The following is a 13,361-nucleotide window of genomic DNA, read 5'->3' as shown; positions in this document are numbered from 1 at the left end:
TGTTGAGGAATCGATTCTTCGAGTGTGTCAGGAATTGCGCTGAGATGACAGGGCCGGGAGAGGAGAAAGATTCAATCCGGCGTTCGAGGCATCCTCAATGAGCTCATCGGCATTGGAGTGACTCACCGTGGCAAGTCCCTCAGCGAGAAGCTCCCAATGGGACATCTCGAAATGAGTCTGGAGCCAAAGCATGCCGTGAACGCTCTCAGGCTGAAGTCGGAAAGCCTGTCCTTCGCTTATCAGACTCAGATCCATTGCAAGCAAGCCGAATACCTTCCCATTAGGCCTGCATTCCGGCCGATGAGTTGTACGCATTGATACCAAATCAGGCGGTGCTGAGATCCGCTCAACGGTCTTGGAAGGGTGGCTTTAGGGTCTTTTGCTGGAGTTTTCCTTACTCGTTTCATGAGCAACCCAGGCACTGAGCTCACCAAAACTCCGCTCTACGGCGAAAGGGCTATTGCAGATGCGGAGTTGATCTGTTTCGACAATCCCAGGGTCGGGCGCCCTTATGAGGTGTCGATCGAATTGCCGGAATTTACTTGCCTCTGCCCGTTCTCGGGTTATCCGGATTTCGCGGTGATGCGCTTGATTTATCAGCCAGGACCTCGAGTCGTTGAGCTGAAAGCGATCAAGTTGTACATCAATCACTTTCGCAACACTTCGATCTCCCATGAAGAGGTGGCAAATCAAATATTGGATGATTTAGTGACGGCCTGTGCTCCCGTTTGGATGCAGCTAGAGGCTGATTTCAACCCTCGTGGCAACGTTCATACGGTTGTGAGAGTCAGTCATGGGACCCGTCAACCCTGCTGATCAGGATTGGTAATTCAGCAGCGAAGCCAGCGAGATTTCGATTGCAAAGCCCACCGATGTGAAGCTTCCTGTTAGAGGCTTGAAACGGTGGGGGGTCGAGCACGGCCCATAGTTGTCGGGTTGCGATCAAGCTGAGGCCCCCGCCAAGCAGTGTGATCGCGAATCCTGCATAAACGAGTGGAACCCCAGGGTCACGCTTAAGGAGCAGTCCGCTCGCAGGCATGATTTCGGCCACCCTCAGAGGCAGTCCTTTGATTTCAGTGGATGCTCCGCCGGGTCGCAGGTTGCCAAGCAGTGATCCGTCGGCATCGAACACCTGAACAGGGCCTTGCTCACTGCTCGTGCTCATCAGTACTGGTTCGGATCCATCTGGCCGTGTGGGAAGCACAAGACCCCAGATTTGTTCGCCGAGTTCGGGAAAACTACGGAGGGGTAATTGCAGTTGCGGACTCTTGCCGATCTGCACAGTGATCGCAGCTAGAGACCAATCCGCTTGATAGACGGTCATCCCTCGATAGCGGAGTGGATGATTCACGCTGATCATGCGCTGCTCTGAAGGGCCCCCTGGTGGATCGAGCCTCAGCGTTGATCGGAATTGTTCGGTGCGTCCCGCTGGATCACGCTCAATCGCGAAGCGCTCGAGGGTGAGCGAGAGCCGGTTGTTGCCAGAGGGGTCAAGCAGATCAAGAGCTCGGCCAGGCGCAAGGAAGCGTTCCAGCCGGTTTCCAGACAGTGCCCCCCATGCGGCTCCAATCAACAGCAGCACCAAGCCGGTATGAACCAATAGGGGTCCAACCTTGCCAATCACGCCGCGCCTCGCAGCCAGGCGATCTTCATGCCTTTGGACCTGCCAGCCTTGCTTCTGGAGTTGTGAGCTCAGCATGTCTAAGGCCGACTCACCGTCGGAACAGCGAATCGATTCGGCCAACGCCAACTTGCTCAGTTGCCTGGGTTGGCGGTAGTCAATCCAGCGCGTGGTGGCGAGCAGTGCTGGCCATTGACGACGCCAGCTGCACAAGATCAAGGCCAATCCCAGCCAAGCTAAAAGGCTTAAAAACCACACGCTGGAATAGATGCTGTCCAGCTGCAGTTGCAACATCTGTTCGCCATTGATCAATCCGAGCCATGGGTCCGCATTGAAACGCTCGAGATACAAATCAGGCGCTTCGTTCTGCGGAAGAATGGTTCCAAGGGCGCTGGCTCCTGCAATCAGCAGCAGAAGCAGGATCGCCAAACGAAGATCTGAGAGCAGGGCGAAGAGTCGACGTAGTGCAGGCATCGGCTCAGGTCAGTCTCGCTAATAAGGTGAGAGTGCCTGTGGCAAGCAGGATCACGCCACTGATCGGTGGAACCCACCGGCCGATGGGTCGCAACGCCAGCAACCTTGGCAGCGAGGCTGCCAAGTTGCCCGCGAGCAGCAGAGGTAGCACTTGACCGACCCCGAAGCTTGTGAGCATCAGCACGCCGAGGAGTGGGCGTCCTGTGCTGGCAATCCAACCCAGTAGAACGGCCAGTACGGGTGTTGTGCAGGGTGATGCAGCGAGCCCAAAAGCCAACCCTGCAGCGACCGGTGCTAGCGGAGCTGGCACCTTGCTAGTCCAATGCATCGGGTCTGGCCCGGCGGGAAGGGGGATTCGAACGACTCCAAGCAGATTCAGTCCCATCACCACTGCTAAGACCGCAACAAAGGTTGGGACTAAACCAGGAACTTGACCGTAAATGCGGCCGAGCAATCCACTCAGGCTTCCCAGCACAACCAGGGCACCAACGATGCCAGCGCAAAATGACAGGCTGCGTTGCCAAGGTTTCTGCTTGCCATCGAATCCTGCTAGGTAGGCGAGCGTGACCGGCAGTAAAGACAGGGAACAGGGCCCCAGGCTGGTTAAGGCTCCTCCCGCAAAGACAAGAGCCACGGTGATTGGACCAGGCTGCTGCAGCGCATGGTTGAGCAGTTGCTCGCTGCTGCGCGCAAGGTCGGACAATGCCAGTTCAAATGAGGAAATGGTTGTACCGGTGAGGCCGGGCTCAATTCAAGATCACCTTATCCACGACGCTGTTGTTCGCGGAGGCTGCGACCACCGATTAAGCCGGTGGACTCGAGTGAGCATCGGATCAACAAGCCAATAATCACCATGCTGGAGAGCAACGAATTTCCTCCGTAGCTGACCAGTGGGAGTGGGAGGCCTGTTGTGGGCATGGCCCCGGAGGCCACTGCAATATTCATCAGGGACTGTCCAACCAGAAGGGTTGAACAGCCAATGGCTGTAAGCCTTGCCTGGTTGCTTCGGCAGCGCAAGGCAACACGTAGCCCCAAGAAGCCCATCAACATTAGAAAGACCAGCAACATCACAGACCCGACGAATCCGAACTCTTCGGCATAGACAGCGAAAATAAAATCTGTGCTTTGGATTGGCAGATATTGCAGTTTCTGGGTTGATAGCCCGAATCCCTGGCCAAAAATCCCCCCTGATCCAATCGCCAGCAGGCTTTGAATGAGTTGATAGCCATCCCCCTGGGGATCGTTCCAAGGATTCAGAAACGAGATCACCCTGATGCGCTGATATTCATTGATCAGGATGCTGCTGATCCCGAGCATGCCTCCGGCCAGTGCGGTTCCAAACAGTTGAAGCAGGGGAAGCCCTGCTGAAAAAGCCATCAACCAGATCAACAGACCGATCAGGGCCGCGGTACTCAGGTTCGGCTGTTTGAGGATCAGCAGAACGAGGACGGCGAAGCTTGCTAGCCAGAGCAGTTTTTGATCAAGTGCGTTCCGCTTCCAATGGGCGAAGAGATTGGCAGCCTGAAGAACGACAAATGGTTTCACCAACTCTGATGGTTGGATCTGGATGGGACCGATCACCAGCCAGCGACTTGCTCCATTCACCGTGGTGCCCATGACCAAGGTGGCTGCCACCATCAGGCAGCCGATCCATAGGCCAGGGCCGGCGATTTTGAGCCAACGTCTAAGCGTTGTGGAAGCAACGAACGCCATCAGGCTCCAGCTAGCCACCATCCAGACCAGCTGGCGTTTCAGGTAGTACGCCCCTTCTCCTTGTTCGCGAGCGGCAACCCACCAGCTGGCGGATGCCAACACCAACAATCCAGCAACGCACCAGATGGCTGTGAGACTCAGCAGGAGCCTCGCCTCTGTTGGCCAAAGGGACCAATCAAGAGGCAGCAAACGTTGCCAGAAGCTCCGCGGATTGGATGCCGAGTCCTTGGGGCCTTTTAGAGCCCCCTTCCGCGTGGGCCGGCTCCTTCTGGAGGTCACGCTGGTGTCGCTCAAGAGATGAAGAGATGAAGAGTCCGGCTTCTATTGAGCCGCCCTCTGAACGTTTTGCCAAGCCAACACAACAAAAAAACCCGACCTAGGCCGGGTTGGGGTGATGCAATGAAACGTGTTGGTGGTTAGTTCCCAACGTTGACCTGACGGCCACCGGTACAAAGTTCAACTTTGATGATGCGGCCACCTTGCTTCTGGATGCGCTGTTGCTCAGCGAACCAGCTCTCGTAAGGAACCCACTTGGTGAAAAAAGTGTTCTGCAACTCACGCTGCGAACGAACCTTTTCAGGTGAGGGGATGCAGGCTGTGACCTTGAAGAGACGCATCAGTTGCCAAGACCAGAACAGATGTAGTCGAAGTAGACACCCATCTCCTTGCCGGCATCAGGTCCAACGAGGGAAGCCGTGACTTGCTTCATCGCTTGAATGGCCTGGACGGTTGCGCCGATCGGCACGCCCAAGGAGTTGTAGGTCTCCTTAAGGCCATTAAGAACACGCTCATCAAGGATGGAGGTGTCACCGGCCAGCATCGCGTAGGTGGAATAGCGCAAGTAGTAGTCCAGGTCGCGGATGCAAGCTGCATAACGACGCGTGGTGTACATGTTGCCGCCTGGACGGGTGATGTCCGAATACAGCAGAGCATTAGCAACAGCATCTTTGATAATCAAAGATGCGTTAGTGCTAATCGTTGTTGCAGCCTTGACGCGCAGTTCGCCACTGGCGAAATACGACTCGAGGCTGGTCATGGACGTTGTGTCCAGATACAGGCCCTGAACGTCCGACTTGTTGATGACGTTGGTGATCGCGTCTTGCATGGATCAGAGAAGTGACGTGGAGAGGAGTTGGTTCCGTTGATTTAGGCGAGGGAGCCAATCACGTAATCGAAGTAAAAACCAGCCTCTTCGGCGTCTGAGCCGGTGAGGAGGCTCATGGCGACTGACTTCATTTCGCGCACAGACTCAGCCATGGCTTCTAGTGGAGTGCCAAGGGAGCGATAGAGCTCACGGGCACCAATGACGCCAATCTCTTCGATTGGAGTGACATCGCCTGCCACTACGCCGTAAGTGACCAGGCGAAGGTAATAATCCATGTCCCGCAAACAGGTTGCGGTCATCTCCTCGCCGTAGGCGTTACCGCCTGGAGAGATGACATCAGGACGCTTCTGGAACAGCTGGCCGCCTGCTGTTTTGACGATGCGCTCCCGGCTCTCGCTGAGAACCTGGGCAACACGCAGGCGACGCTGGCCGCCGGTGACGAAGGACTTGATTTGGTCCAGTTCGCCAGGGCTTAGATAGCGGGCTTCGGCATCCGCGTTGATGATCGAGTTGGAGACGATGCTCATGCAGTTCTACCTCGAAACAAGCGGCCGCCCGTAGGAGACCGATATCCGGTGAGTGATGGGTGTGGGGGGAGATCTCCTAGGAGATCGTGAAGCAGCTTAAGAGCCGCAAGGGGGGTGGATCAGAAGATCCGAGTCAAAAAGCCTGCAGATGTTGTATCTGTTGACGTTTCGAGGGTCGGGCTGGGTCGACTGGGTGAAGTTGAGCCTGCCTCTTCCGAAGATATTTTCGTGCAATCTGCCCATCTGAATTGACATCGGTAACAGATCTTCATCGCTTGTTCAGAAAGTGAAAATGTGATGCGAATAAAGGGCTTTTGCTTGGTATTTATTACAATAAAGCAATAAAAAAGCCGGAGATTTAATCCGGTCTCTTTTATTGCTTTTAGTGCTCCTCTAAAAAATAAATAAAATTAAAGAGCATCCTGTGGTGGTGGTGTCATACCCGCTGGACCTCGATAGAGAGATGCAGTGCGAGTGATCGTTTCCTGAGGGACTCCCTGTTGGGTATTCATTCCATCGAGTCCAGGAACGCTTGAGGGTTGTGTGGATGCATTCCTTTGGGCCAAGACGTCACTGACGGCTGCTGGCTGACCTGATTCAAATCTGATTCTCAGGAAGCGACTGGTCTCTGACGGAGTTGATGCTCGTCCGAGTAAGGCTAACGACGCAGCGGTGGCCGCTCGCAGGGGTGCCATGCAGTACAAACGCTCTTGGAAATCTTCCCCAAGGGCAACGGCTTCAACGAATTCATCAAGATCCATTTGTCCATCACGAAGTTTGGACTCGGGGATGACCATCCGTTGATTTTCAAGCGGAACTCTGTTCAGAAGCTGCTGGTAAGTGGCATCAATGACTTGGCGCAACTCGCTTTCATCAGCAGGTCTTCGCAGCATTGCCGGTATTGGCAATCCTCCTCTGAATCGATAGCCGTCGGCCTCGACGGTGACAAGGGCTGAACGCAGTCGAGCGTCAGATGTATTGGGGGTAGAGCTGCCAACCGTTCGACTGATTGGCGTGGCAAATGGGGATGCCGTGGGTGAGCCTGAGGAGCTTTTCGCTCCACGAGAACGCATCAGGTTTGACCACTGTGCTGAAGGCGTGGTGTTACTGACGTTGGCGGTCCACATGCCAGGGCTCGTCCCAGTGGGCTTCAAATTTCTTGTCGTGACATCACCAGTACCTAGGAACTTGTCATTGCGAATGGGATCGGGCCTCTGGCGCAGAGTCGTATCTGTGAGACGTGCAACCTTCACCTCTCGAATAAGCCCCGGAGCGCGTCTCCCAGTTAGGTCATTGGGGGTAATAAAGCGTTCATAAGGAACCGTGTCATCGCCGAAGCAGTCGGAAAACTCTTTGCTGTTGATGAGGGCATCAACTACGCCGTAGAAGCCTTTGCGAGCTGCGGTGTCGAACAGAGCATCAATTTCCCAGCGCCCAAAGGTGGGTCGGCCGAGTAACCGGCGATGGATCACTTCGATGGCCTTCGTGATGTAAAGGCCTTCCCAATAACGACGACGGAAGGGGTTGGAACAGGCGACTTGGCGGATGAACTCACGCAAATTGATATCGCCGTTCTCCAGTCTGTTCTCGGCGCTTTCAACTCTTTCTCCGGAGTAGCCGGTGTTTCCGAGCACCTGCACGTAAACGGCTTTAATCACAGCTTGGGTGCTGGATTCTGTGCCACGAATACTGGGTTGTCCGCCGCGGCGTGGCACTGAATTCCCTCCAGTCGCGATCTGCTGTAGGCGAACAACCGTGGGCCCAAGTCGGCGTGGCCGGCTGCTGCGGAACTGTGGACTGTCCATTTGCCCAGGCTGGGCGAGGCCATTGCTTACAAGCAGGCGACGGGTGCTGTAGCTAAACGGCGCTGGGCGTGTTGAAACCGATGCTGTGGAAGACGGGAAAATTGCGCCGTATTGATTGCCGATCGGATCATTCCCGCCGCCATAGACGTGCTGATCTCCTAAGGGCTGGCGGTAGGACGCGTAGAGAGTGACGTATTGGGGTGCCGATTCAAAAGGAGCGCTGAAACGGAACAAACGGCGATTGGAACCCCATCCAGCACTTTCTTGGGCCTCTTCACCGAGATCGCGCAGGTAAGGAACGGTTTCCTCCCCAAAGGTTTGGGCGTACTCAGCTCCATTAATCAGCACATCGATAAGACCGTTGAGCCCTTGGTTGCTGACGATCGAGAACGCCTTGCGGAATTCTTCGAGAGAACTGATCCCACGGCCTAGGAAATGTCTATAAGCAAGCTCGACGACCCGGCTGTTAACGAAGGGTCCATAAAACTGAGTTCTGTATTCGTTGCTTTTCCCTAGAGCACGAATGAATTCGCGCATGGACAATTTGCCTTGGACGAGCTGGCTGGCTTCTACTTCACTGGGTGTTTGTGAGTAGCCCTTGGCGATGTCGCGCTCGAACACCTGCCGATAAGCGGCGCGAACGACCTCTGCCTTTTCAGCTCCGGATAGTCCCGAACGCATTTCAAAGCGCTGAGCTGTTTCAGCAGCTAAGGCATAGATCGCAGGGAGCTGAAGTCCCTGGCGAACGGAGCTTCCTAGCTTCTGGCGCGTTGAAGGTGTTGCAACAGCAAGCTCTTTGAGCAGCACGTCAAAGCATTCGATCGCTAGTCGGCGTGCTTCAGGCCGGTCTTTCAAGAGGGCAGCAGCAGCAGCGCGCATTTCTTGCAGTGCCACGTTTGTTGCGAGAAGGGAGCAGCCCTTTTCAAGAACGTCTCGCAACCCCCGAGTGTTCACCGAGAGAATGCTTGGGTCTCCGGCAACTAAGGCATAACCCACATAACGCAGGAACCATCCCAGGTCGCGCACGGATTTGCGCATATTCCCTGGGCCATATTTCGCCACGCTGATGGCGGTAAAGCCTGTGGGTAAAACGACGCGTACATCGCCGTCATCGCTGCTTTGAAGCAGTCTGCTGATGAAATTTCCATTTGTATTACCAGACTCGCTGCCCGTAAAGGTGCGGACCGAGTCTTGAAATGCCACCTGATCAGCGGCCAAAGGCGTGGCACTACTGGCTACATCCTCGCCAGTGCTCAGAGGCTCCTCGAGAAAGGAGAGAGGGGTGCCGCCTACGAAAATTCGATTGGCGGCACGGGCAACGATCGATTCAGCATTGCTGGCTAGCAGCCGAGCTGCATCAAGCCGATCGTTGCCACTTCGGAAAAAGGTGATCAGGGTGTCGAGTTCACCACCGTCTGGAAAGCGGTCTTGTTGCTCAGCCCGACGGACACTGGAGAGCGGCAGGGTGTCGTACAGCTGAGGGGAAACCCTTGGGCTGCCGCTACTAGCGGTCACTGTCATGAACGAGAGCAAGCCGGATCGCGTCAGGTTACGGCCCATCACTCAGCCTTCTGGGCAGCCATGAACAAATGTTTGCAGCCCGGATGATGTTTGGGGTGCAACGAGGATCTCTCGTGAAATGCTCCCTTGAGCGTCTACTCCAAGAATCGGCGGCCTTATGAACACCCCACCCTCGGATGTGGCTACCCCTGTGGTGAGCGACTTTTATGACCGTTTCCCTTATCCGGCAGATCCGCTTCAAGACGGCCCACCTCCTGGATACAACTGGCGCTGGTGCCACGACAGCGTGTTCGCTGCGGTGAGAGGAGGGCTCATAGCGCAGGATTCCAATCCGGGTTCCATACGCATCCTTGATGCGGGGTGTGGCACAGGCGTCAGCACCGACTATCTCTGCCACCTCAATTCAGGGGCGGAGATTTTGGCCATAGACATCAGTGCGGGAGCGCTCGATGTGGCGCGAGAGCGGCTGCGCCGCTCTGGAGGCGCTGACAAGGTCCGATCGCTTCGCCAAGAGCAATGCAGCCTTTTGGATCTTCAAGATGAAGGCCGTTTTGATTACATCAACTCCGTTGGGGTTCTGCATCACTTGCGCGACCCGTTGGCTGGATTGAAGGCGCTTGGACAGCGACTAGCCCCTAAGGGACTTTTGCATTTATTTCTCTATGCCGATGCTGGCCGTTGGGAGATTCATCGCACGCAGCAAGCCCTGGAGCTTTTGGATGCGGGGACAGGCGCCAACGGCTTGATGTTGGGTCGTGAGTTGTTTTCAGGCTTGCCTGAGACCAATCGTTTGCGTCGCACCCATGAACAGCGATGGGCGCTCGATACCCACGCTGATGCCAACTTTGCCGATATGTATTTGCACCCTCAGGAAACTAGTTATGACCTCGAGAGGTTGATGGCTTTGATCGAGGCATCGGGGCTCTACTTCGCTGGTTTCTCGAACCCATCTGTCTGGGACCCTGCTCGATTGCTCAAGGGTGAATTGCTATCCCGGGCACAATCTTTACCGCTTGCGGACCAATGGGCACTGGTCGAGCAGCTTGACCCCGATATCAGTCATTTTGAGTTTTTTGTAAGCGCCCAACCTGTTCAGCCGTTGATTTGGGACAACGACGAAACGCTGCTCCAAGCGAGTGGTCGACGCCAGCCATGTCTTTGGGGGTGGCCTTCCAACAGCATGTTGGGGCCAGATTTTGAACCCATCTCTATTTCAGATGAGGAATTGAACCTGCTCCGTTTGGTGGATGACAACCCTGAAGTTCCGCTCGGAATCCTTAGTGAGACAGAGAAAACAGTTTCTCTGGCGAGAGATCTCATGAGTAAAAGATTGCTTTTGCTGGAGCTCGGTGATGGTGGCTCTGGCGGAAACGCGTGATAGATTCCGCGCGCTTTCTCAGGCGCTGCTTGCAGGCACCGACCTCCACAGACTTGGACGTGGCAACTGCCCCGACCGACTCCGGCATGGAGGGCTATGCCCAGCTTCAGCGACGCCTGATGCTGGTCACCCTTGTTATTTCATTATGTGCGGCTTTGGTCGCATATCTCAGATTTGACTTATTGGTGGCCCGCAGCCTGCTTGTTGGATCCTGCGCCGGTCTTCTTTACCTGCGCCTTCTAGCTCGCAGCGTGGCTCGGCTCGGTGGCGGTTCTCGTCAGGTTGGTCGATTTCAGATTGTGGTGCCGGTGCTTCTCGTCGTAGCAGCGGCAAAACTTCCACAGTTGGAATTGCTTCCTGCCTTTCTTGGATTTCTGCTTTACAAGCCAGCCTTGATTCTTCAGACCGTCATTGACGGCTGACCTCGAGCAACTTCGCTTCTGCCATGGTTCTGACTCCCCTCAATCTGCCGTTCGCCGAACTTGAGGTCGGTCAACATCTGTATTGGCAGATCGGCAACATCAACCTTCACGGTCAAGTTTTTCTCAGCTCTTGGGTTGTGATTGGAGCATTGCTTGCTCTGATCGTGATTGGTACTCGCAAGATGGAGCGTGATCCGAGTGGTGTCCAGAACTTTCTGGAATTCCTTTGGGATTATTTACGTGATCTCGCCCGTGAACAAATTGGTGAAAAGGCCTACCGAGACTGGCTCCCATTCATTGGGACCCTGTTCCTTTTCATCTTTGTCTGCAATTGGGGTGGAGCGCTAATTCCTTGGCGCTTAATCGAACTTCCTAACGGTGAGTTGGGTGCTCCTACCGCAGACATCAACACCACTGTGGCGATGGCCTTGCTGGTGTCTCTTTCCTACTTTTATGCAGGATTGAGCCGAAAGGGGTTGCGCTACTTCGAGTACTACGTGGAGCCAACTCCGATCATGCTCCCGTTCAAGATCATTGAGGACTTCACGAAGCCCCTCTCTCTTTCTTTCCGTTTGTTCGGAAATATTTTGGCCGATGAATTGGTTGTGGCAGTGCTGGCCTTTTTGGTCCCTGTACTTGTTCCGCTTCCAGCCATGTTCCTTGGTCTGTTTACCAGTGCCATTCAGGCTCTGATTTTTGCAACTCTCGCCGCTAATTACATCGGTGAAGCAGTGCACGAAGAGGCCCACTAGGTCTTTTCACCCCTATCGCCGATTCTCGGCGATCTGCTAAACAATTCGCGCGCAGGTCCGGGTGGAACCGGGCCCATTCTCTCTAGAGAGGATGTCCCGGGCGCGCCCTGTCCTATCCGCGCTCATCCTGCGCATCCCAAACCGCTTTCCACTAATGAGTGATCTGACCTCCGCCGCCTCCGTTCTGGCCGCTGCTTTAGCAGTGGGTCTTGCCGCTATCGGCCCTGGTATCGGCCAAGGCACCGCAGCCGGCAAGGCTGTGGAAGGGATCGCCCGCCAGCCTGAAGCTGAAGGCAAGATCCGCGGCACCCTGTTGCTCTCCCTGGCTTTCATGGAGGCACTGACCATCTATGGCCTCGTTGTGGCACTTGTTCTCCTGTTCGCCAACCCTTTCGCAGGCTGATTGAGATTGCGTCTGCAGCGAAGTTTCTTTCTGGAGACTTCGTTGCGTATTGCATTCCCTTCGATTTGATTTACCCCAGCGCACCCTTCCATGACCTGGCTTCTGCTCGCTGAAGCAGCTGTTCCGGAGGGAGGTCTCTTTGACCTCGATGCCACCCTTCCGCTTATGGCGGTTCAGGTGGTTCTCCTTACCTTCCTGCTTAATTCCCTGTTCTTCCGGCCAGTTGGCAAGGTCGTGGAAGATCGTGAGGGTTACATCTCTACGAGTCGTGCTGATGCCAAGCAAAAGCTTGAGCAAATAAAGCGACTCGAAGCTGACCTTCAGGATCAACTCCGCGGTGCCCGACAAGCTGCCCAGTCAGCAATTGTTGAAGCTGAATCGGAAGTTGATGCTCTCTATCGCGAGGCTTTAGCCGAAGCGGAAGCTGAGGCTAATCGCACTCGCGAGCAAGCCCGCAGAGAGATCGAATCTCAGCGTGATGCTGCACAAGCCAGCTTGATGAGTCAGGTCGATCAGCTCAGCTCCCAGATCATCCAACGATTGATGGCTGCCTGATGACTGTTTTCTTTCCCTTGATGGCTGCTGAGGGTGGTTTTGGAATCAACCTCAATCTGCTCGAAACCAATCTGATCAACCTGATCATTGTGATCGGAGTTCTGTATTGGTTCCTAAAAGGATTTCTTGGCGGCATGCTTCAGCGCCGACGCGAGACCATTCTTCGTGATCTCGAAGATGCCGAGAGTCGTCTTAAGTCTGCTACTGCTGAGCTGGCTGAAGCCCAACAGGAGCTTTCAGTCGCTCAGCAAAAAGCTGACAAGATTCGAGTTGACGGCACTGCTCGTGCACAAGCCATTCGCTTAGACGGCGAAAAGCGCACGATTCAGGCCATGGCTGCTCTGAAGCAAGACGCCCTGGCTGATCTCAATGCCGAAGGTGCACGCCTGACAGAACAGCTACGACGTCAAGCCGCGTTAGCTGCTATCGATCAAGCGATGATCGAATTGCCGAATCGTCTTGACAGCAATGCGCAAGGCCGGCTTATCGATTCCTCCATTCAAAATCTGGGGGATTCCTGATGCCTCTTCTTAATTCTCTAGCCACCCCATACGCAGACGCCTTACTTCAGGTCACCGACGCCCGCAAAGAGTCGGATGAAGTCGCAGCTCAGTGCAAAACGCTTCTTACTGCTTGGGAGAGTTCTGAGCCGCTTCGCGACGCGATGACCTCTCCTGTGCTTGAGCCTGATGCAAAGAAAAAAGCTTTAACAAGCCTTCTTGCTGAGCAAATCACTCCTTCGTTGATGAATTTGCTCAAGGTTTTGGCTGATCGCCAGCGCCTTCCAGCGCTTGAAGCAGTGCTCCTGCGCTACCTCGAGCTTTATCGAGAGTCTCGAAATATTGCTTTGGCGCATGTTCGCTCTGCTCAACCTTTAACTGATGAGCAGCAGGCCGCATTAACCACCAAAGTCCAGTCAATGGCTGGAACCAATGACGTCGAAATCGATCTAGAGGTTGATCCTTCCTTGATTGGTGGTTTCATCGTCAATCTCGGTTCTCAGGTGATCGATGCCAGCCTTTCTGGTCAGGTTCGACGCCTAGGTCTTGCCCTCGCTAAGGCGAGCTGAGCTAAGCCCCACCTTC

At 54.9% G+C, this 13,361-nt stretch carries 16 protein-coding genes; 8 read left to right on the top strand and 8 right to left on the bottom strand.

What is annotated here, in order from left to right:
* Positions 1–27 precede the first annotated feature (27 nt).
* Positions 28–255 (bottom strand): hypothetical protein, encoded by a 228-nt coding sequence (locus tag SynSYN20_RS11725; RefSeq protein WP_186523800.1) that lies wholly within the window; start codon positions 253–255, stop codon positions 28–30.
* 150 nt (positions 256–405) lie between these two features.
* Here SynSYN20_RS11725 and queF point away from each other — a divergent pair, with 150 nt between their 5' ends.
* A complete protein-coding gene (gene queF, locus SynSYN20_RS11720; protein WP_186523799.1) occupies positions 406–816 on the top strand; it encodes a preQ(1) synthase in 411 nt (136 codons plus the stop codon).
* Here the strand turns inward: queF and SynSYN20_RS11715 are convergent.
* The 7 genes from SynSYN20_RS11715 to SynSYN20_RS11685 form a co-directional block, all read right to left on the bottom strand.
* Positions 788–2,095, bottom strand: a complete 1,308-nt coding sequence (locus tag SynSYN20_RS11715) for a cytochrome c biogenesis protein ResB (RefSeq protein WP_186523798.1) — start codon at positions 2,093–2,095, stop codon at positions 788–790. The genes queF and SynSYN20_RS11715 overlap by 29 nt on opposite strands.
* Positions 2,096–2,099: 4 nt before the next feature.
* Complete coding sequence (locus SynSYN20_RS11710) at positions 2,100–2,768, bottom strand: cytochrome c biogenesis CcdA family protein (RefSeq protein ID WP_186525628.1); 669 nt, start codon at positions 2,766–2,768, stop codon at positions 2,100–2,102.
* An 89-nt stretch (positions 2,769–2,857) separates the two neighbouring features.
* Complete coding sequence (locus SynSYN20_RS11705) at positions 2,858–4,102, bottom strand: FtsW/RodA/SpoVE family cell cycle protein (protein ID WP_186523797.1); 1,245 nt, start codon at positions 4,100–4,102, stop codon at positions 2,858–2,860.
* A gap of 122 nt (positions 4,103–4,224) precedes the next feature.
* Entirely contained in the window at positions 4,225–4,425 is a 201-nt protein-coding gene (locus SynSYN20_RS11700; protein ID WP_006854332.1) for a phycobilisome linker polypeptide, read from the bottom strand.
* Positions 4,425–4,913 (bottom strand): allophycocyanin subunit beta, encoded by a 489-nt coding sequence (gene apcB / locus SynSYN20_RS11695; RefSeq protein WP_186523796.1) that lies wholly within the window; start codon positions 4,911–4,913, stop codon positions 4,425–4,427. The genes SynSYN20_RS11700 and apcB overlap by 1 nt, the downstream gene beginning before the upstream one ends.
* A gap of 41 nt (positions 4,914–4,954) precedes the next feature.
* Positions 4,955–5,440: an allophycocyanin gene (locus SynSYN20_RS11690; protein WP_186523795.1), complete on the bottom strand. Its 486-nt coding sequence runs from the start codon at positions 5,438–5,440 to the stop codon at positions 4,955–4,957.
* A 410-nt stretch (positions 5,441–5,850) separates the two neighbouring features.
* Positions 5,851–8,766: a phycobilisome rod-core linker polypeptide gene (locus SynSYN20_RS11685; protein ID WP_186523794.1), complete on the bottom strand. Its 2,916-nt coding sequence runs from the start codon at positions 8,764–8,766 to the stop codon at positions 5,851–5,853.
* Between the two features lie 157 nt (positions 8,767–8,923).
* Between SynSYN20_RS11685 and SynSYN20_RS11680 the strand changes: the two genes are divergently transcribed.
* From SynSYN20_RS11680 to atpH, 7 genes are all read left to right on the top strand, one after another.
* Positions 8,924–10,144, top strand: coding sequence for a bifunctional 2-polyprenyl-6-hydroxyphenol methylase/3-demethylubiquinol 3-O-methyltransferase UbiG (locus SynSYN20_RS11680; RefSeq protein ID WP_186523793.1), 1,221 nt, complete (start codon positions 8,924–8,926; stop codon positions 10,142–10,144).
* Between the two features lie 86 nt (positions 10,145–10,230).
* Complete coding sequence (locus tag SynSYN20_RS11675; RefSeq protein WP_186525627.1) at positions 10,231–10,566, top strand: hypothetical protein; 336 nt, start codon at positions 10,231–10,233, stop codon at positions 10,564–10,566.
* A 23-nt stretch (positions 10,567–10,589) separates the two neighbouring features.
* Positions 10,590–11,318 carry a F0F1 ATP synthase subunit A gene (gene atpB / locus SynSYN20_RS11670; RefSeq protein WP_186523792.1) on the top strand — a complete coding sequence of 243 codons (729 nt, stop codon included), beginning with the start codon at positions 10,590–10,592 and terminating at the stop codon, positions 11,316–11,318.
* Positions 11,319–11,472: 154 nt separating this feature from the next.
* Complete coding sequence (atpE, locus tag SynSYN20_RS11665; RefSeq protein ID WP_186525626.1) at positions 11,473–11,721, top strand: ATP synthase F0 subunit C; 249 nt, start codon at positions 11,473–11,475, stop codon at positions 11,719–11,721.
* Between the two features lie 90 nt (positions 11,722–11,811).
* The gene (locus SynSYN20_RS11660) at positions 11,812–12,276 is read left to right on the top strand and encodes a F0F1 ATP synthase subunit B' (RefSeq protein ID WP_186523791.1); all 465 of its coding nucleotides are present in this window, start codon (positions 11,812–11,814) and stop codon (positions 12,274–12,276) included.
* The gene (locus SynSYN20_RS11655) at positions 12,276–12,797 is read left to right on the top strand and encodes a F0F1 ATP synthase subunit B (protein WP_186523790.1); all 522 of its coding nucleotides are present in this window, start codon (positions 12,276–12,278) and stop codon (positions 12,795–12,797) included. Before SynSYN20_RS11660 ends, SynSYN20_RS11655 begins: the two co-directional genes overlap by 1 nt.
* Positions 12,797–13,345, top strand: coding sequence for an ATP synthase F1 subunit delta (gene atpH / locus SynSYN20_RS11650; RefSeq protein WP_186523789.1), 549 nt, complete (start codon positions 12,797–12,799; stop codon positions 13,343–13,345). The genes SynSYN20_RS11655 and atpH overlap by 1 nt, the downstream gene beginning before the upstream one ends.
* Positions 13,346–13,361 lie beyond the last annotated feature (16 nt).

This window comes from Synechococcus sp. SYN20 (assembly GCF_014279555.1).
Classification (GTDB): Bacteria; Cyanobacteriota; Cyanobacteriia; order PCC-6307; family Cyanobiaceae; genus Synechococcus_C.
The sequence above is the reverse complement of the archived record's forward strand: the minus strand, read 5'-3'. Positions and strand labels throughout refer to the sequence as shown.